At 52.9% G+C, this 18683-nt stretch carries 16 protein-coding genes; 5 read left to right on the top strand and 11 right to left on the bottom strand.

What is annotated here, in order from left to right:
* From C8D90_RS03830 to nhaB, 4 genes are all read right to left on the bottom strand, one after another.
* Positions 1–939, bottom strand: coding sequence for a lysophospholipid acyltransferase family protein (locus C8D90_RS03830; RefSeq protein ID WP_147291315.1), 939 nt, complete (start codon positions 937–939; stop codon positions 1–3).
* An 11-nt stretch (positions 940–950) separates the two neighbouring features.
* Entirely contained in the window at positions 951–1616 is a 666-nt protein-coding gene (locus C8D90_RS03825; RefSeq protein WP_115457057.1) for a DsbA family protein, read from the bottom strand.
* Between the two features lie 653 nt (positions 1617–2269).
* On the bottom strand, positions 2270–2800 hold the full coding sequence (gene dsbB / locus C8D90_RS03820; RefSeq protein WP_115457056.1) for a disulfide bond formation protein DsbB: 531 nt from the start codon (positions 2798–2800) through the stop codon (positions 2270–2272).
* Between the two features lie 156 nt (positions 2801–2956).
* Positions 2957–4513 (bottom strand): sodium/proton antiporter NhaB, encoded by a 1557-nt coding sequence (gene nhaB / locus C8D90_RS03815; RefSeq protein ID WP_115457055.1) that lies wholly within the window; start codon positions 4511–4513, stop codon positions 2957–2959.
* 239 nt (positions 4514–4752) lie between these two features.
* Between nhaB and C8D90_RS22365 the strand changes: the two genes are divergently transcribed.
* Entirely contained in the window at positions 4753–4884 is a 132-nt protein-coding gene (locus C8D90_RS22365; protein ID WP_260503120.1) for a hypothetical protein, read from the top strand.
* A gap of 58 nt (positions 4885–4942) precedes the next feature.
* On the opposite strand, the gene C8D90_RS03810 is transcribed toward C8D90_RS22365, so the two are convergent.
* Positions 4943–5227: an alpha trans-inducing factor protein gene (locus tag C8D90_RS03810; RefSeq protein WP_115457054.1), complete on the bottom strand. Its 285-nt coding sequence runs from the start codon at positions 5225–5227 to the stop codon at positions 4943–4945.
* 290 nt (positions 5228–5517) lie between these two features.
* On the opposite strand from C8D90_RS03810, the gene fadR reads away from it, so the two are divergent.
* Positions 5518–6237 carry a fatty acid metabolism transcriptional regulator FadR gene (fadR, locus tag C8D90_RS03805; RefSeq protein ID WP_115457053.1) on the top strand — a complete coding sequence of 240 codons (720 nt, stop codon included), beginning with the start codon at positions 5518–5520 and terminating at the stop codon, positions 6235–6237.
* A gap of 49 nt (positions 6238–6286) precedes the next feature.
* Here the strand turns inward: fadR and C8D90_RS03800 are convergent, their stop codons facing one another.
* Entirely contained in the window at positions 6287–7831 is a 1545-nt protein-coding gene (locus C8D90_RS03800; RefSeq protein ID WP_115457052.1) for a SpoVR family protein, read from the bottom strand.
* 488 nt (positions 7832–8319) lie between these two features.
* Between C8D90_RS03800 and C8D90_RS03795 the strand changes: the two genes are divergently transcribed.
* Both C8D90_RS03795 and alr read left to right on the top strand, forming a co-directional pair.
* Complete coding sequence (locus C8D90_RS03795; RefSeq protein WP_115457051.1) at positions 8320–9624, top strand: D-amino acid dehydrogenase; 1305 nt, start codon at positions 8320–8322, stop codon at positions 9622–9624.
* 60 nt (positions 9625–9684) lie between these two features.
* On the top strand, positions 9685–10755 hold the full coding sequence (gene alr / locus C8D90_RS03790; RefSeq protein WP_115457269.1) for an alanine racemase: 1071 nt from the start codon (positions 9685–9687) through the stop codon (positions 10753–10755).
* Positions 10756–10844: 89 nt separating this feature from the next.
* Here alr and C8D90_RS03785 read toward each other — a convergent pair whose 3' ends face one another.
* Positions 10845–11060, bottom strand: coding sequence for a YccJ family protein (locus C8D90_RS03785; RefSeq protein ID WP_115457050.1), 216 nt, complete (start codon positions 11058–11060; stop codon positions 10845–10847).
* A gap of 157 nt (positions 11061–11217) precedes the next feature.
* The gene (locus C8D90_RS03780) at positions 11218–11481 is read right to left on the bottom strand and encodes a hypothetical protein (RefSeq protein ID WP_115457049.1); all 264 of its coding nucleotides are present in this window, start codon (positions 11479–11481) and stop codon (positions 11218–11220) included.
* A 423-nt stretch (positions 11482–11904) separates the two neighbouring features.
* Between C8D90_RS03780 and C8D90_RS03775 the strand changes: the two genes are divergently transcribed.
* Positions 11905–12978, top strand: coding sequence for a porin (locus C8D90_RS03775; protein ID WP_230472953.1), 1074 nt, complete (start codon positions 11905–11907; stop codon positions 12976–12978).
* Positions 12979–13045: 67 nt separating this feature from the next.
* Here the strand turns inward: C8D90_RS03775 and C8D90_RS03770 are convergent, their stop codons facing one another.
* The 3 genes from C8D90_RS03770 to yeaG all read right to left on the bottom strand — a co-directional run bounded on the left by C8D90_RS03770 (position 13046) and on the right by yeaG (position 18303).
* Positions 13046–14818 (bottom strand): ABC transporter ATP-binding protein/permease, encoded by a 1773-nt coding sequence (locus C8D90_RS03770; protein ID WP_115457048.1) that lies wholly within the window; start codon positions 14816–14818, stop codon positions 13046–13048.
* Between the two features lie 182 nt (positions 14819–15000).
* Positions 15001–16278, bottom strand: a complete 1278-nt coding sequence (locus C8D90_RS03765) for a YeaH/YhbH family protein (RefSeq protein WP_115457047.1) — start codon at positions 16276–16278, stop codon at positions 15001–15003.
* A 90-nt stretch (positions 16279–16368) separates the two neighbouring features.
* Positions 16369–18303, bottom strand: coding sequence for a protein kinase YeaG (gene yeaG / locus C8D90_RS03760; RefSeq protein ID WP_115457046.1), 1935 nt, complete (start codon positions 18301–18303; stop codon positions 16369–16371).
* Between the last annotated feature and the right edge of the window lie 380 nt (positions 18304–18683).

Raw genomic sequence — 18683 nt, 5'->3', positions numbered from 1 at the left:
TTAGTCATTGTAAAAATATAAAGAGTGCATATGCCAAAGAAGCCAGTCCTGAGGGAAACGACGGATAGAGGTTTCGATGTTTTCTGGCAGCCTGTCTGCAAGTTGATCTGCATGAATCACACGATCGATATGTATTTTTATCCCGCGATCATAGTAAAGGGTGTAGCACAGCGTATTTGCGGACAATAACCTGGCGATGCGGGTAATTCCGCTGTGTATTACCGCCGGCCTGCCAAACATTCGGCATGGCGCAGTTTCCATTTTTCCTGAGGAGGTCTGCGCCGTGTATTCCGGCGTCATATCGGGAAAGATCAGAAAGTGGCGATTCCCTGAGATCGCATCCATACAATCGGTAATGAGACGTGAAGCCCGGTTTTCTTTTGCATCATGAATAGAACAGTACGTAATATTCGTTATTCCGCCCAATTCACGATCTTTCCGCTGGTACTCATCTGCGTTTGAAGAAACGATCACTGAGACGGGAAGCTGGGTTGCCCTGGCGCCGATGATGACGGCCAGAATGTCTGATACCGAATGCATCGGGGCGAGTATTACCGGTTTTTTTTTCAGTTCTTCAGCCTGTATAAACGCGCGCAGCGTGGCGGCGCAGGCTTCGATCTCTCTCATCAGCGCGGTATTCTGGCCGCGCGTTGCCGCCATCTCGATGATCATGCGGCGCTGGGCAACCCAGGTGTAATCGAACCGGGGATCAGGCCCAAGCAGGCAGCGGTAATTTTCTTCTGCTACCCGTGAACGATAACGCTGATTTTTATCCGTCATGCGCAGATAGCGTGCTAAATGCGCCATGACGAATAACCGGCGGTAGGAGCAATAGTGAAGAATTGCATAGCCGGAACGGAGGGCGGCGCGGTGTAAGCGCCAGCGCAGAAGCCTGACTTTTCGTATCAAATCCGCCCAAAAGAAAAACAGCACTATCATTAACCGGCGCATTAGTTGCTCTTACCGGCGTTTGATTCGGATAAGGTAACCAGCTTTTTCCCGAAGGCCGGGAATTCGTCATCCTGGAAGGCGACCCAGCGTTTGTTGACGATAAAAGCGGGCGTTCCGGAAACTTTATAGTAGCGGGTGACGGATTGCAGGTAGTCCATCAACTGCTTGACCTGTTCTGACTTTTCGGTATTTCTGAAAGCGGTAACGTCAATATTGTTTTCACGCAGCCATTGATCAAATTGTTCGGCGTTGGTGATATCGGCCTTTTTGTTGATGACGAGATCATAAAGTTTGCTGCGGTAGTTATCTTCTATGCCCATTACGCGCAGCGTGGCGTAGATTTTAGCGGTGGCGGAGAGCCAGCCGTTGTTGCCGTCATTAATATGGAGCCGGGTAATTTTTTGTCCGGCGGGTAACGTCTTTTCCAGTGCATCGACGTTGGCTTCATTTTTTTCACAGAAATGACAGCCGTAAGAGAAAACTTCCACGATAGGCGTGGATTCTTTTAACGGTGATGACTGGGGGGCGTTAGCGCCATAATCAATTAACATCTCCTGGTCATTGCTGTTCAGGACGAAATACTCAATCCATTTAGTGGTACATACCGCTGAAATAGCGATAATTGCGACCGTATAGGCAAACAGCCAAAAATACTTTTTTTTCATTTATTCTTTCCGCAAATTAATAAAGCGGCGCCAACTGTTGGCGCCGAAGGGTATTCTTGTAATAAAACAAGTGTGTAGCGCCACTATCTATTAACGGGGAGCTGTTAACAAGGAACTATTAATGGAAAGTTAGCTGCAACGGTTGTTTGCTACGGTGCTTACTGATAAAGAGGTTATTTTCCCGTGTTTATCTACACATTTGGACGTTCTTTCACAGGTTGTCGTCCAGCCGCGCTTCGGGTCAGTATAACGGTAAAACCAATCGTAACTTACTGAACATGTATCGCCTTTGCCGCCATTGATATTATTTACGTCATTCATAGGAATGAATTTCATTACAAACTCCTTTTATATATTAAAATGGGGAATTAATGATTCTATTTTCGAATAGCCTGTCAGGTTTATTCTACGTTGCTAAAATTAGCATAGGGAAAATAGAAATAAAAATGAATAAATAGGATAAAGACTATTAGTGGTATTGCTTATATGAATATCATTGGCAGCGGCTATTAGGCGCGTTGACGTGATATATATCGTGCGGAAAATACAATTGATTAAATGAATTCGATAAGAATTAATATTGGGGTCAATTAAAAAATTAACCCCGCATTATTGAAATAATTGCGGGGTCAGGTTTTAAGAAATAAATAAAATTAACGGCCAAATAAATCGCGGCGCTTGGGCTTCACAAACTGGCTGATGGTGACTAACAGGCCTACTGCCAAGTAAGCGGCAAAGATCCCGATTAACCATTGCGGCATCGCCAGGGTCAGAAACTCCCATTGACGCTCGGAGCAGTCGCCGGAAGCGACGAAAAGCGCCGGCGCCCATTTGTCCAGCGGCAGCCAGGAGGGGAAGTTGACGAAGAAATCGCAGGTATTAAACGGGGAAGGGTGAAGCTGAATCATGGTATGCCGCCATGCCAGCATCAGCCCTTCGTAAGCGCTGTAAAGCCAGATAGCGATGGCGACAAAGCGCAGCGGCGTTTTAGGGGCGATAGCGCCGACGATAGCGGCGCCCAGTACGCCGAACAGGGCGCAGCGCTCATAAATACACATGACACAGGGCTGAAGTAGCATGACATGCTGAAAATAGAGCGCAATCAGCTCCAGAATAAGCGCCGTAAAGGCCATTAAAATCCAGGCCCCTCGGCCTTTCGAGCAACGATTCAAATATTGCAGCATGACAGAGTTCTTCCGTGTTTTTAGCATAGATGTGCGCAGTGTAAACCAATTCTGCCCCCCTGCCAGCCTGCTACGCGCTTTTTTTCGTGAAAATACGCGTGTTCCGGGATAAAAAACGGAATCTAAACATATTGCTAACAGGGGCGCTGAAACCCGTCAACCGACGGGGGCAGACAGCCAGTTCCATTGATAGAACAGATCGGTAACGGGATGCAACAGAAACTCCACGCATAAAAGGCCCGTCAGCGTCAGTACGATGGTATAGGGCAGCGCCATCCATACCATGCGCCCGTATGACAGCCGGATCAGCGGCGCCAGCGCGGAGGTCAGCAGGAACAGAAACGCAGCCTGGCCGTTAGGTGTCGCCACGGAAGGCAGGTTAGTGCCGGTATTGATGGCGACAGCCAGCATTTCATACTGCTGCAGTGAGACGATGCCAGCCTCCATGGCTGATTTAGCCTCGTGAATATAGACGGTGCCGACGAAAACATTATCTGAGATGGCGGATAACAATCCGTTGAATAAGTAGAATAACGTCAGTTGGTTATCCGGCGACGCCTGCAGTACGAAGCGAATAATAGGACTGAAGAGCTGCTGGTCGATGATGACGGCAACCACGGAGAAAAATACGGTCAGCAAGGCGGTAAAGGGCAGTGACTCCTGGAATGCTTTACCAATCGCGTGTTCATCGGTGACGCCGCAGAATGAGGTGGTCAGAATGATGACGCTCAGGCCAATCAAACCCACTTCGGCAAGGTGGAACGCCAGCGCGACGATAAGCCAGATACCGACCGCGGCCTGTACGATCAGGCGTATGCGTTCCTGGCGGGTGCGCTGGGCGGTTTCCTTACGGTCGTAGTCGCGCAGAACCTGGCGAACACGCTTGGGCAGGCGTGTGCCGTAGCCGAAGACATGGAAGCGTTCTACCAGATAACAGGTCATCACGCCGCAGATGAATACCGGTAAGGTAATGGGCGCCATACGGATTAAAAACTCACCGAAGTTCCAGCCTGCGTTTTTGGCAATGATCAGGTTTTGCGGCTCACCCACCATGGTCATGACGCCGCCCAGCGCGGTACCAACGCCGGCGTGCATCATCAGGCTGCGCAGGAAGGCGCGGAATTGCTCAAGAATAGCGCGACGGCCCACGTTACGCAGTTGGCTGTCGTCTGACAGATTGGTGTCGCCTTCCATAACGCCGGAGGCGACACGGTGATAAATACCGTAGAAGCCAATGGCGACGCTGATAACCACGGCAATGACCGTCAGGGCGTCCAGAAACGCGGAAAGAAACGCAGAGGCAATGCAGAATGCCAGCGAAAGCGCCGTTTTGGAGCGAATGTTGAGCAGCAGCTTAGTAAAGACGAACAGTAATAACTGTTTCATGAAATAGATGCCGGCAACCATGAAAATCAGCAGCAGTAACACCTCTAAATTCGCTGCGATCTCATGGGAAACCTGTTCCGGCGTCGTCATGCCGATCAGCACGGCCTCCAGCGCCAGCAATCCGCCGGGCAGCAAAGGGTAGCACTTCAGCGCCATTGAAAGGGTAAAGATAAATTCAATGACCAGCAGCCAACCGGCGACGAAAGGGCTGACGAACAGGAATACCAACGGGTTAATCAACAGAAAGACTAAAATTGCAACTTTGTACCACTCGGGCGCGTTGCCGAGAAAATTACGGGAAAATGCCCTGGAAAATGTGTTGTCCATAATACCTTCATTATCGCGGACAGAAACTGACGCCATCCAGCTTGTTAAATAATCGAGTCAAAACCTGAATATACACGTTTTTAGCGGTGCGCCCAAAAAAATTGGACTGATTAATCATGAAATTATAGAAATACTTTATACTGCGGGCATGTATTATTAGAGGACGATATTGGTAGGAAATGGTCAAAACATTCTGTTTCCCGTTATACTTACCGGCTGAAATGGTCAGGAGAGTATGTATGAGCGACGATATTTTTGATTTTGACATTGACGCCGAGCTGGAGCAGGCGGAGAAACGCGCGCAGCAGAAAGCGCAGGATGTGCCGGAAGAAATGCAGGATGAAAGCGACTGCGAAGGCTGTAAAATCTGATTGCCGCGCAAACAAAAAATCCGCCTCAATCGGCGGATTTTTTTCGTCTGACGAACGGTTACTCTTTTTCTTTGATGGTGCCCAATACCGTACGCATGGCGGGCAGAGGGATGTTCAAATCACCCACGGCGCTCATGGCCGGCAGAGGAACATTAAGATCGCCGAACGCAGGTTGGCGCGCATCGTCAGCGACCGACAGGTCAGTAAATGCGTCATTGTACTCAGGCTCCGACTTGGGCGGGGCTTTACGGAATAAACGCGGCATGCCGCCGTAAACCGTGACGACCAGAGCGCTGGTCATAATAACGCCGGACGTGGCGATCAAGACACCTGCAAGATCCATACTTCCCTCTGAGTCAGATTGATAACGAGATTGATTCTAACTCCGCTTAGCACTGCGAATCCAGTACTTATTGAGGTTAATTCTCATTCAAGCCAGTTGCGCGGAGTTGCATAATGGATAAAAATGCAGCTGGACGGCATAATTACCTGAGAAAATAGGGGGATTAGACGCCGCAGTTTTTTGTCGGTTTACCCACAGTTTCCGGTTTTTAGCTATATCCGGTTTTTGCGATCTGGTATGATGAGATCACAGTTTTTGCTAATTGAAGTCGCTACGGAACGTCAACAACTATGGTTATTAAGGCGCAGAGTCCTGCTGGGTTTGCGGAAGAGTACATCATTGAAAGTATTTGGAATAACCGTTTTCCGCCGGGTTCTATTCTCCCCGCAGAGCGCGAGCTTTCAGAGCTGATTGGCGTGACCAGAACCACGTTGCGTGAGGTGTTACAACGCCTGGCGCGTGATGGTTGGCTGACCATTCAGCACGGTAAACCGACCAAGGTGAATAATTTCTGGGAAACGTCGGGGTTGAATATATTGGAAACGCTGGCACGCCTTGACCACGACAGCGTTCCTCAGTTGATTGATAATTTGCTGTCGGTACGCACCAATATCGCTTCCATTTTTATCCGCGCCGCCGTGCGCCAGCATCCTGAAAAAGCACAGGAAGTTCTGGCCAGCGCCAAGGGAGTCAACGACCAGGCGGAGGCATTTACCGAACTGGATTACAGCATTTTTCGCGGGCTGGCGTTCGTGTCCGGGAATCCGATTTACGGCCTGATCTTCAATGGCCTGAAAGGGCTGTACACCCGCGTGGGGCGCTATTATTTCTCTAATCCTGAGGCCCGTCGTCTGGCGCTGAGTTTTTATGACAAACTCAGCCAGCTGTGCCGTGACAAGAATCATGAGAAAGTGATGGATTACGTTCGCTCTTACGGTAAAGAGAGCGGGGCGATTTGGAGCAGCATGCAGAATGCGATTCCCAGCGATCTGGCCGATGGCCGTCGTTAAGAGAACGGCATAATGAAATAAAGAGGGCGCCTTAAGGCGCCCTCTTTATTTACCGGTTTTCAGATTGTCCGCTTCTGGGCGGGCAACGTTCCAGCAGCTCAATGCTGCCGTCCTCATTCACCTGTTCCATATAGACATCAAAACCCCACAGGCGGTGCAGATGCTTCATGACTTCCCGCCGGCTTTTATCCAGCGGGGCGCGGTTATGCGGAATATAACGCAACGTCAGGGAACGGTCGCCGCGCAGGGCTACGTTCCATACCTGGATATTGGGCTCATGATTGCTCAAATTGTATTGAGCGGAAAGCTGTTCGCGGATCCTCTGGTAGCCTTCATCATTATGAATGGCGTCGATCTCCAGGTAGTTATTGTGATCGTCGTCTAATACGGTGAACAGACGGAAATCACGCATCAGCTTGGGCGACAGGAACTGGCTGATGAAACTCTCATCCTTAAAGTCGCGCATGGCGAAGTGCAACGTATCCAGCCAGTCTTTACCGGCGATATCCGGAAACCAGCGGCGATCCTCTTCGGTTGGCGACTGGCAGATGCGGCGGATATCCTGAAACATGGCGAACCCCAGGGCATAGGGGTTGATGCCGTTGTAATAGGGGCTGTTGTACGGCGGCTGGTAAACGACGTTGGTGTGGCTGTGGAGAAATTCCAGCATAAAGCGGTCGCTGACTTTTTTCTCATCGTATAAGTGGTTGAGAATGGTGTAGTGCCAGAATGTCGCCCAGCCTTCGTTCATTACCTGCGTTTGCTTTTGCGGGTAAAAATATTGGCTGATTTTACGCACGATGCGCACGATCTCACGTTGCCAGGACTCCAGCAGCGGCGCATTTTTCTCGAGGAAGTAGAGAATGTTTTCCTGCGGCTCACTGGGGAAACGACGCTCTGTTTCCGCCTGTTCTTCGCGTTCACGCCGTGGCAGGGTACGCCACAGATCGTTGACCTGGCTTTGCAGATACTCCTCGCGCGCTTTCTGGCGTGCGCGTTCCTCTTCCAGCGAAATTTTCTGCGGCCGTTTGTAGCGGTCCACGCCATAGTTCATCAGGGCATGGCAGGAGTCCAGCAGCTTCTCCACCTCTTCAACGCCGTAGCGCTCTTCGCACTCGCTGATGTAGTGACGGGCGAACAGCAGATAATCGACGATTGAGCTGGCGTCGGTCCAACTGCGGAACAGATAATTGTTTTTGAAGAAGGAGTTGTGGCCGTAGCAGGCGTGCGCCATCACCAGCGCCTGCATGGTAATGGTGTTTTCCTCCATCAGATAGGCGATGCAGGGATTGGAGTTAATGACGATCTCATACGCCAGCCCTTGCTGGCCCTGCTTATAGAGCTGCTCTGTTTCAATGAACTTCCTGCCGAAGGACCAGTGCGTGTAGTTGATCGGCATACCGATGCTGGAGTAGGCATCCATCATCTGTTCGGCGGTAATGATCTCAATTTGATGGGGGTAGGTATCCAGGCGGTAGTATTTCGCTACCCGATCAATGTGATCCAGATACTCCTGCAGCAGCGGGAAGGTCCAATCCGGTCCATCACTCAGCACAGTACCGTGCCGGGTATTTTCTTGTGTTGAAGTCACCATCAGCGCACCCTCATTCTTTTTATGAGCCCGTCAATTCGCAAGGCCCTGTTACAAGCGTAGCCCAGCCGGAGAAAAAGTGAGAGCTTCCTGTCACGCTTCAGTGACTTAAGCCCTTATTTACCGGCACAGCGGGCGAAAGGGCGGCGGCGAAAAATCAACGGATTTCAGGGGTAAAAATCGCACGCTAATTTTGTATATATGTTAATTTTTGGTGAAATGGAATGGTGGCGAAGTAGCAGACTGAAACATTATTCTGTTAACAAATAAATTACAAAACTTCCTAAAACCCCGGATTCTGCAAGTCAGAACGAAGTGACATATCATAAGCAAAAGGCATCTGTTTTCAGCAGGTGATTGGCGCTGAAAATGATGATTTATTCCTGTATTCATTCATTTTGTGACATAAATCGCTGAAAGCAGTGCCGTGGTGACCGGAGGCAGTCGCGATATATCGTACATGCTCATCATGGCCGTTGGAGGGGGAAACGATGCGGGTTCTCATATTAGGAAGTGGTGTGGTGGGCGTCGCCAGCGCCTGGTATTTAGCCAGAGCGGGCCATGAGGTTGTGGTGCTGGATCGCGAGGAAGGGCCGGCGCTTGAAACCAGCGCAGCCAATGCGGGGCAGATTTCGCCGGGGTATGCGGCGCCCTGGGCGGCGCCGGGCGTGCCGCTGAAAGCGATTAAATGGATGTTCCAGCGCCATGCGCCGCTGGCGATTCGTCTGGACGGTACGGGATTCCAACTGCGCTGGATGTGGCAGATGCTGCGCAACTGCGATACATCGCACTACATGCTGAATAAAAGCCGGATGGTACGTTTATCTGAATACAGCCGCGACTGCCTGAAAGCGCTGCGTGCGGAAACCGGCATCAGCTACGAAGGGCGTCAGAAGGGAACGCTGCAACTGTTTCGTACTGCGCAACAGTATGAAAACGCCAGCCGCGATATCGCCGTTTTGCAGGATGCCGGCGTGCCTTACCGTTTGCTGGAGGCGGATCAACTGGCCACGGCGGAGCCAGCGCTGGCGCACGTGAAAGATAAGCTGACCGGCGGCCTGCAATTACCGAATGATGAAACCGGCGATTGCCAGTTGTTCACCCAGCGTCTGATGGCGATGGCTCAGCAGGAAGGTGTCACGTTCCGCTACGGGGTGTCAGTCGATCGCCTGCTGCGCACGGGCAGCGAGATCAGCGGCGTGCAGTGCGGGACGGAAATCCTCACCGCCGATGCTTACGTGGTGGCGCTTGGGTCATACTCTACCGCGCTGTTGCAGGATACGGTGGCGATACCGGTTTATCCGCTTAAGGGGTATTCGCTGACTATCCCGATCACCAATCCCGACGGCGCGCCCGTTTCCACCGTACTGGATGAAACCTACAAAATTGCCATTACCCGTTTCGATCAGCGTATCCGCGTCGGGGGAATGGCGGAAATCGTCGGTTTTGACACGCGCCTGCTGGAGGCCCGGCGGCGTACGCTGGAAATGGTGGTTCGCGATCTCTATCCTCTCGGCGGCGATCCGTCGCAGGCCGTATTCTGGACCGGATTGCGCCCGATGACGCCGGACGGTACGCCGGTGGTGGGTAAAACGCCGATTAAAAACCTGTACCTCAATACCGGTCACGGTACGCTGGGCTGGACGATGGCCTGCGGCTCCGGGCAATTGCTGGCCGATATCATCTCCGGCATTACGCCGGCGATTCCTGCGGATGATCTCTCTGTCTTCCGCTATGATCGCCGCTTTCACGCAGGCTCCCGCACCAAAATGAGCGGAATGCATACTGCTCACTAACCCGATTGTGCTCCCCGGCGTTTTGGCATTCTCCGGGGAGCCATTTTGCTGGAGAACGCCATGCCCCGTCCGGTTCGTGCAACCCTTGATTTGGCCGCGCTGCGGCATAACCTGAGCCGCGTTCGCCAATATGCGCCTCACAGCGGCGTTTGGGCGGTCGTGAAAGCCAATGCCTACGGCCATGGGCTACGGCATGTATGGCATGCGCTGAGCGGCTGTGACGGCTTCGCCCTGATTGAGCCGGAAGCAGCGGTGTTATTGCGGGAAGAAGGGTGGACCGGCCCCGTGTTGTTGCTGGAAGGATTTTTTGATGGCGCCGATCTGGCGTTGATCGACCGTTACCGGCTGACGACGACGGTTCACAGTGAATATCAGTTATCGATGCTGGAACAGGCGACGCCGGACCAGCCGATAAACGTTTACCTCAAGATTAACAGCGGAATGAACCGGCTGGGTTTTCCGCCGCACCATGCCGACCCGGTTTACCGCCGGTTGCGCGACATGCCGGCGGTGGGTGAGATTACGCTGATGACTCATTTTGCCAACGCGGATAATCCGCACGGCATTGATGCGCAGTTCCAGGTTTTCCGCCAGGCGACCGCCGATATTCCGGGGCCGCGTTCGCTGGCGAATTCCGCGGCCACGCTGTGGCATCCGCAAAGTCACTTTCAATGGGTACGGCCCGGGATCATTCTTTACGGCGCGTCGCCGAGCGGCAGAGCAGCCGATATCGCGACGACCGGCCTGCAACCGGTGATGTCGCTGACCAGTGAAATTATCGCCGTGCAGGAGATGCGGCCCGGCGACGCCATTGGCTACGGGAGCCGTTACCGGGCGGAACGTCCGCTCAGGGTGGGGATTGTTGCCTGCGGCTACGGTGACGGTTATCCGCGCCATGCGCCGAGCGGTACGCCGGTATGGGTGGCCGGGGAGCGAACGGGGCTGCTGGGGGCCGTTTCCATGGACATGCTGGCGATTGACCTGACGGCGTTGCCCGGCGCGGATATCGGTACTCCCGTTGAGCTATGGGGGAAACATCTGCCGGTTGATGAGGTAGCGCAGGCGGCGGGTACGCTGGGGTATGAACTGCTGTGCGCACTGGCGCCGAGGGTGGCGGTGGAAACTGTATAAATCGGGCGGACGAAACGACCCGCGCAGGCCGTTTTGCCCGCCCGCGCGGGTGATATCAGTCAGATATTGATCGATCAGGCATCGAACGATCAAACATTGGCGCGGAAGATGGTTTCATCACCCCAGTAGAGTTCATCGGCATCCGTTTGGGCGAACGCCAGCGGTAGCACTTCATCGTTCCCTTCATCCCAGATCTTCTGAGCAAGAACTTCATCGTTTTTAGCCAGCTCAAAAATTGCCCGTGCAATTTCAATAGACGTTTCGCGTAAACGCGCCCATTCTGCGATGTGGTGTGGATCGGACATGATAATCTCCTTAGGAATAGCTATCTGATTAAGACAGGATTTAATTATGAACCTATTTCGCGGTAGTGGGAAAATCCTGACTTTCAATCGCCTAAAATATGCACGCCGGAGCGAAGCGGCGCAGCGCGCCGCATTTCGTAACCGGGAGGGTAAACGTTTATTGGTAGCCTACGGGCGTTTTGAGTGTGTCCTGGGGCTGAAGGGTGCGATCGTCCAACAGTGAGTCAATAGCCGTTAAAAGAATATCTTTACGTATTCTGTCTGTCTCGCCGTTCGCCGCTCTGGCCAGCGATCCGATCAACTGGCCGAAAACAATATCGCCTTCCCGGCCCACGATATCTCTGACCGCTTCTCCGATCGCCTGTGAGACTTCAATGTCAAAAGACGCTGATGCTGCCTTATGGATGAATGGATTATTCATGTCAGGTACCTTGCATTCGCGATGGTGGAATGCTTCCGTTTTTGAGCAGGGCTCTCCGTAATGAGATAGCCAGACAAAATCAGAAGTCACTATCAGTATAACCCCATAATTTACATGTCATCAAAATAACTGATACAGAATATTAACTAAAGTGGGTTTTTATAATTAACTTAATAATTAGTGCGCATTTTACTAAGAAGTTACTGATTTTTTTATGTCAAACAAATTGACTGAGATGTATACACATAATTTATGAGTGGTTATTGTGTGAGGAATGCGCGAACTCACCTGTGCGGCCTGATTGTAATAAAAACATCACGTTCATCCGGTAAAAAGTCTGCGAGCACCGAATTCAGGTGCGACAAAAACATTAAATATTCAGGCACAGTGGATGAGATGATGAAAAAGAAGACGCAGCTAACAATGACTTTGGCGCTGATGGCAATGGCTCCCGTACTGCAGGCAGCAGAGGTTTATAACAAAGACGGCAACAAGCTGGATTTTTACGGCCGGGTAAAAGCGGAGCATTATCTCTCCGACAACCAGGCCGTTGACGGCGATCAGTCTTACGTGCGTTTTGGCTTCAAGGGAATTACCCAGATTAACGATCTGCTGCAGGGGTACGGGCAGTGGGAATATCAAATTGCGGCAAACCATGCGGAAAGCGAGGGGACGACCGGCACCAAAACCCGCCTGGGCTTTGCCGGTTTGCGCTTCGATAAGTTTGGCTCCTTCGACTATGGCCGTAACTACGGCATCCTGTATGACGTGGAAGCCTGGACCGATATGATCCCGGAATTCGGCGCCGACAGCTATACCCGCGCCGACAGCTTTATGACCGGGCGTACTACCGGCGTGGCGACGTACCGTAACCGCGACTTCTTCGGCCTGGTCGATGGCCTGAACATCGGCCTGCAATATCAGGGAAAGAATGAAGGCGACCGTGATTACAGTAAGCAAAACGGTGACGGCTTCGGGATGTCGGCCAACTACAATATCGGCGCCGGTTTCAGCGTTGGCGCGGCGTATGCCGCCTCCGACCGTACCGCGATGCAACAGTCGCTGGCTTATGGCCGCGGTGATAAGGCAGAAGCCTGGACCACTGGCCTGAAATATGATGACAACAACGTTTACCTGGCCGCCATGTATGCGGAAACCCGCAATATGACCCCGATCTCCGGCAAAGCGTCGATTAACGGCGTGAGCACCAGCGTGAAAGGCATGGCGAATAAAACGCAGAATATTGAAGTGGTTGCACAATATCAGTTTGACTTCGGTTTGCGCCCGTCATTGGGTTATATCCAGTCAAAAGGCAAGGATATTGAAGGCGTGGGCGATGCCGATCTGGTGAAATATTTCGACGTAGCCGCAACCTATTATTTCAACAAGAATATGTCGGTATTTGCCGAATATAAGATCAACCAGCTGGACGATGACAATAAACTGAATCTGAACAGCGATGACGTTGTTGCTCTTGGTCTGGTTTATCAATTCTGATATTCGCAATACTGCGTAAATAAAAGCCCGGAAATTTTCCGGGCTTTGCCATTTTTAACGCAGGGACTCAGGCAGAAAGTTGGCTGACCTGAATCGACGAGGGAGACAGCCGGATATCGCCATCGTCGCCGGGCGCCGCCGGACGGATGAATTGCCAGCGCAGGGTATGGAACGACGCCACGCTGCTGCGGTGTGCGACGCTTATCAGCGTAACGTTTGGCAAACGCGCATTTAAAAGTTGGTACACGTGCTGTTCGGTTTCTTCGTCCAACGCGCTGGTGGCTTCGTCCAGATAAAGAATGTCCGGGCGGATAATCAGCGCGCGGGCAAAGGCCAGCCTTTGCTGTTCGCCGGGAGAAAGCGTACCGCCCCAGTTTGCGCGCAGGTCCAGCTTGTCGCGCAGATATCCCAGACGGCAGGCGTGCAGGACGTCACGCAGCGTTTCATCCCCGAACTGCGCCGCATCGCGCGGATAACACAGCGCGGCACGCAGTGTGTCGACGGGCAGGTAGCTTCTTTGCGGTAAAAACAGCGTTTGACGCTCATCGGGCGGCAGGCCGATTTCGCCCTGACCATACGGCCAGACGCCGGCGATGGCGCGCAGCAGGGTCGATTTGCCGCATCCGGACGGGCCGGCGATCAAGATTTTGTCGCCGCGCCGCGCCCGCAGGTTGGCATGGCTGAACAGGGGCCACCCGTCGTGCAGCGAGAGAGAAAGATCGCGCAGCACCAGCGCGTCATCCGGGTCGTTCAGCGGCGTCCGGCGGATTGTTACCGGCTGCTGTTCGATCAGCTCAACGGCGGCGTTGAAGCCGGCCAAACGGTTGACGCAGGCTTTCCAGGACGCCAGATCGGTAAAAGCGCCGATGAACCAGGAAAGCGCTCCCTGTACCTGACCAAAGGCGGAAGCAACCTGCATCAACGTTCCCAGTTGAATCGCATTGGCGAAATAGCGCGGTGCAGCGACCAGAATCGGAAAAATAATCGCGAACTGATCGTAGAACGTGGATGCCACGTTCAGGCGCCGCGTCAGGCGCATGATATCCCACCAGTTGGCGCGAATGTTTTCAAACTGATGATTCAGCTGGTTCTTTTCCTGGGATTCGCCATGATAAAGCGCGATGGCATCGGCGTTGCTGCGTACCCGGATCAGACCGAAACGAAAGTTAGCCTCGAAGCGTTCCTGATCGAAACTCAGCCCGACCAGCGGGCGGCCAATCCACCAAATGATCAGCGATCCCAAACCGGCGTAGAGCAGGGCGAACCACACCATATAGCCGGGTATCGTCAGCGTATGCTGGTGAATCATCAGCGTCAGCGGGCCGCTGACCGACCACAGAATGGCGATGAAAGAACCGAGCGTCACCAGGCTGGACAGCAGCCCCAGCGTCAGGGACAGCGTGCCGTTAGTCAGGGCGCTCAGGTCTTGTGCGATACGCTGATCGGGGTTGTCGATGGTCTGCTGCATTTCCGTGTGATAGTAAGACTGGTGGGCCAGCCACTTGTCCATATATTGCCGGGTCATCCAGCGGCGCCATAACATTTGCAGGCCCTGCGTCAGGTAAACGCGGTAAATGGCGATCACGATGAAGAAAAAGGCCAGATAGCTGAAGCGGATTAACTGGGTTTTAAAGACAGCATAATGATGATTTTGCAGGGCATCATAAAAGACCCGGTTCCATTCGTTAATCAGAACGTTGATGTATACACCGCCGAGCGTCAGCACGATGATTGCGATCAAATGCGACCAGGCGCTGACTTTTTCTTCTGAAATCCAATAGGGTTTAATGAGCCGCCATATTTCCGCCCAATGCGCGGCTTTACCGGTGATAGACTGCATCTGCGCTTTTGCCTGTACGATAGGTTGAAGATAAAAAACTGAGCTAACTTGCTGATACCGCTGACAGAAACATCAGACTCGTCGCATGAGGCAGGGTTCCTTGAGAAGATGTAAGGGAGCGTGTCCGGCGTAATACTTTGAAGGAGGGTAACCGCCGGAATAACCGGCGGTTACGGGTGGCTTCAGTTCTTGTTAACCTGGGAATGAAACAGTTCGCGGAAAACCGGATAAATATCGTCCGGCTCACGGATGTGCTGCATGGCGAAGTTATCAAAGCGTTGCTTCAGGCCTTCATATTCACGCCATAACGTCTGATGAGCACGACGGGTAATTTCGATGTAGCTGTAGTACCTGACCTGCGGCAACAGCTTATTCGCCAGCAGTTCGTAACACAGCGGCGAGTCGTCGGCCCAGTTGTCGCCGTCGGAAGCCTGGGCGGCATAGATATTCCACTGAGCGGCGTCGTAACGCTCGCGCACGATCTCATCCATCAGCTTGAGCGCGCTGGAAACGATGGTGCCGCCGGTTTCCTGAGAATAGAAGAACTCCTGCTCATCGACCTCTTTAGCCTGGGTATGGTGACGGATATACACCACATCGACGTTTTTATAGGTTCTGCTCAGGAACAAATAGAGCAAAATATAGAAACGTTTGGCCATATCTTTGGTGGCCTGATCCATGGAGCCGGAAACATCCATCAGGCAGAACATCACCGCCTGGCTGGAGGGTTCCGGACGCCGTTCGTAGTTTTTATAACGCAGATCGAAGGTATCGATAAACGGCACCCGCTCAATACGCTGGCGCAGTTCGGCTATCTCCTTGCGCAGCCGCTCTTCCTCCAGCAGGAGCGCCGGCTCGCTGTTTTGCAGCGCTTCCAGTTCGTCCTCCAGCGCATGCAACTCGCGCCGTTTTGCCGCGGTCATCGCGGTGCGGCGGGCGAGGGAGTTTTGCAGCGAACGTACCACGCTGATATTGGCAGGCACCCCGTTGGCGGTGAAACCGGCCCGGTGCGTTTTGTACTCCGTTAACTGCCGGTACTGGTTTTTCTTCAGATTCGGCAGTTCCAGATCTTCAAACAGCAGATCGAGGTATTCATCACGCGAAATCTGAAAGACGAATTCGTCCTGACCTTCGCCCTGGTTGCTGGCGTCGCCCTGACCGCTGCCTCCTCCGCCACCGCCGCCCTGCGGACGTTCGATGCGGTCATTTTGCACGAAGTGATCGTTGCCGGGATGAACACGGTGACGCAGGCCACCGCGTCCCTGATGGAACATCGGCTCATTAATGTCTTCGTTGGGAATCGATACGGATTCACCGCTTTCTACGTCTGTCACTGAGCGCTTGTTGATGGCGTCAGCGATGGACTGCTTTATCTGCGACTTGTAGCGGCGTAAAAAGCGCTGGCGGTTCACCATGCTCTTGTTTTTGCCGTTCAGGCGCCGATCTATAAAATAGGCCATAACACCCCCCGCTAGCATGCCAACCGGAACGGTTCCCGATCCGCTCCACAGGCCGGTTCCGCACGCGAAACCGGCCTTATTGCGCGTTTTTTATGACGATTTTCTGACCCGCAGATACCATTCGCACAGCAGGCGTACCTGTTTGCGGGTATAGCCTTTTTCCATCATGCGATCGACAAAGTCGTCGTGTTTTTTCTGCTCATCGGTTGAGGTTTTGGCGTTGAACGAGATCACCGGCAGTAGCTCTTCGGTGTTGGAGAACATTTTCTTCTCGATGACCGTGCGCAGCTTCTCATAACTGGTCCAGTTCGGATTGTGGCCGTTATGACTGGCGCGGGCGCGCAGCACGAAGTTGACGATTTCGTTACGGAAATCTTTCGGGTTGCTGATCCCGGCCGGTTTTTCGATTTTCTCCAGTTCCGCATTCAGGGATTCGCGGTCAAACAGCTGACCGGTTTCCGGATCACGGTACTCCTGATCCTGGATCCAGAAATCGGCGTAGGTCACGTAACGATCGAAGATGTTCTGACCGTACTCTGAGTAGGACTCGAGGTAAGCGGTCTGGATCTCCTTGCCGATGAACTCGACGTATTTCGGGATCAGATAGCCTTTCAGGTGCTCCAGGTATTTTTCCGCTATGTCCTGCGGGAACTGCTCGCGCTCGATTTGCTGCTCCAGTACGTAGAACAGGTGTACCGGGTTGGCCGCCACTTCGGCGTGATCGAAGTTGAACACCCGCGACAGGATTTTGAACGCGAAACGGGTGGATAGTCCGCTCATGCCTTCGTCGACGCCGGCGTAGTCACGGTATTCCTGGTAAGATTTGGCTTTCGGATCGGTGTCTTTCAGACTTTCGCCGTCATAGACCCGCATCTTGGAATTGATGCTGGAGTTTTCCGGCTCTTTCAGGCGCGACAGAATGGTAAAGCGCGACAGCGTTTCCAGCGTACCGGGCGCGCAGGGCGCGTGCGCCAGTTCACTGTTGCGCAGCAGTTTGTCGTAAATCTTGATCTCTTCCGATACCCGCAGGCAGTAAGGCACCTTGACGATATAGACACGGTCAAGAAACGCTTCGTTGTTCTTGTTGTTCCGGAACTGTACCCATTCGGATTCGTTGGAGTGTGCCAGAATAATGCCGTTGAACGGCAGGGCGGAGATCCCCTCGGTGCCGTTGTAGTTGCCTTCCTGGGTTGCGGTCAGCAGAGGATGCAGCACCTTGATCGGCGCCTTGAACATCTCCACAAACTCCATAATCCCCTGGTTGGCGCGGCACAGCGCGCCGGAATAGCCGTAGGCGTCCGGATCGTTCTGGGCATGGTTTTCCAGCTTGCGGATATCTACTTTCCCCACCAGGGCGGAGATATCCTGGTTATTCTCATCACCGGGTTCGGTTTTGGCGATGGCGATCTGTTCGAGGATGGACGGCCAGACTTTCACCACCTTGAATTTGGTGATGTCGCCGCCGAACTCGTGCAGGCGTTTCGCCGCCCACGGCGACATGATGGTGCCGAGGTAGCGGGGCGGAACGTTGTATTCCTTGTTCAGGATATTGGCGTCTTCCTGCGGATTGAACAGGCACAGCGGATGATCGTTGACCGGGCTGCGTTCGCCGTTGGCGCTCAGGACATAAATAGGAACGCGCTGCATCAGCGACTTCAGGCGCTCGGCCAGCGAGGATTTACCACCGCCCACCGGGCCGAGCAGGTACAGGATCTGTTTTTTCTCTTCCAGGCCCTGCGCGGCATGTTTCAGGTACGCCACAATCTGTTCTATGGCCTCTTCCATGCCGTAGAACTCTTCAAAAGCGGGATAACGGGCAATGACCCTGTTTGAGAACAACCGTGATAGGCGTGGCTCTAACGCGGTGTCGACCATGACAGGTTCGCCGATGGCCATGAGCAAACGTTCAGCGGCATTTGCGTAGGCACTGCGGTCCTGACGGCAGATAGAAAGGAAGTCCTGCAGGGAGAATTCTTCATCCTTGGCAGCTTCATAACGCTGGCGGTAGTGGTCAAATATGTTCATAGCGATGCCCGTCCTTCGTGATTAGCACAGGTTAAGGAGATGCGTCTGGCGGAGCGCGGACGCTCTGCGTTTGGTGTAATTCGCATCCCGAAAGAGGGCCTCTAACCGGTTACAGCAACGTATGTGCCAACATTTCAGCCAACAAGCGTCGTCATTAAATGGTCGCTACAACATGCCGGTTAAAAACCCCTTTCTGGATCAAGCTTAGTTTGCATCCGTAGAAATTTCCTGCCGTCATAAGGTGTTTTTTATAAAGTATTTCAATCACTCGCTTCGCTATAGCTCAGACATCACAAAATCTTCATCCGGCTGACAATGGAGCGTAATGCGTCACTGGCACTATTTTTCGTCATTTTATTTGGCATTTGGGTAAATCTGTC

Origin of the sequence: Enterobacillus tribolii, from assembly GCF_003363015.1 — a bacterium.
Taxonomy (GTDB): domain Bacteria; phylum Pseudomonadota; class Gammaproteobacteria; order Enterobacterales; family Enterobacteriaceae; genus Enterobacillus; species Enterobacillus tribolii.
The sequence above is the reverse complement of the archived record's forward strand: the minus strand, read 5'-3'. Positions and strand labels throughout refer to the sequence as shown.

Excerpts from the sequence above, each read along its gene's own strand:
- dsbB (WP_115457056.1), bottom strand. The coding sequence starts at position 2,800 with ATGCTGCAATATTTGAATCGTTGCTCGAAAGGCCGAGGGGCCTGGATT.
- nhaB (WP_115457055.1), bottom strand. The coding sequence starts at position 4,513 with ATGGACAACACATTTTCCAGGGCATTTTCCCGTAATTTTCTCGGCAAC.
- C8D90_RS03825 (WP_115457057.1), bottom strand. The coding sequence starts at position 1,616 with ATGAAAAAAAAGTATTTTTGGCTGTTTGCCTATACGGTCGCAATTATC.
- alr (WP_115457269.1), top strand. The coding sequence starts at position 9,685 with ATGCCCCGTCCGGTTCGTGCAACCCTTGATTTGGCCGCGCTGCGGCAT.
- C8D90_RS03780 (WP_115457049.1), bottom strand. The coding sequence starts at position 11,481 with ATGAATAATCCATTCATCCATAAGGCAGCATCAGCGTCTTTTGACATT.
- fadR (WP_115457053.1), top strand. The coding sequence starts at position 5,518 with ATGGTTATTAAGGCGCAGAGTCCTGCTGGGTTTGCGGAAGAGTACATC.
- C8D90_RS22365 (WP_260503120.1), top strand. The coding sequence starts at position 4,753 with ATGAGCGACGATATTTTTGATTTTGACATTGACGCCGAGCTGGAGCAG.
- C8D90_RS03795 (WP_115457051.1), top strand. The coding sequence starts at position 8,320 with ATGCGGGTTCTCATATTAGGAAGTGGTGTGGTGGGCGTCGCCAGCGCC.
- C8D90_RS03785 (WP_115457050.1), bottom strand. The coding sequence starts at position 11,060 with ATGTCCGATCCACACCACATCGCAGAATGGGCGCGTTTACGCGAAACG.
- C8D90_RS03830 (WP_147291315.1), bottom strand. The coding sequence starts at position 939 with ATGATAGTGCTGTTTTTCTTTTGGGCGGATTTGATACGAAAAGTCAGG.
- yeaG (WP_115457046.1), bottom strand. The coding sequence starts at position 18,303 with ATGAACATATTTGACCACTACCGCCAGCGTTATGAAGCTGCCAAGGAT.
- C8D90_RS03800 (WP_115457052.1), bottom strand. The coding sequence starts at position 7,831 with ATGGTGACTTCAACACAAGAAAATACCCGGCACGGTACTGTGCTGAGT.
- C8D90_RS03770 (WP_115457048.1), bottom strand. The coding sequence starts at position 14,818 with ATGCAGTCTATCACCGGTAAAGCCGCGCATTGGGCGGAAATATGGCGG.
- C8D90_RS03765 (WP_115457047.1), bottom strand. The coding sequence starts at position 16,278 with ATGGCCTATTTTATAGATCGGCGCCTGAACGGCAAAAACAAGAGCATG.
- C8D90_RS03810 (WP_115457054.1), bottom strand. The coding sequence starts at position 5,227 with ATGGATCTTGCAGGTGTCTTGATCGCCACGTCCGGCGTTATTATGACC.
- C8D90_RS03775 (WP_230472953.1), top strand. The coding sequence starts at position 11,905 with ATGACTTTGGCGCTGATGGCAATGGCTCCCGTACTGCAGGCAGCAGAG.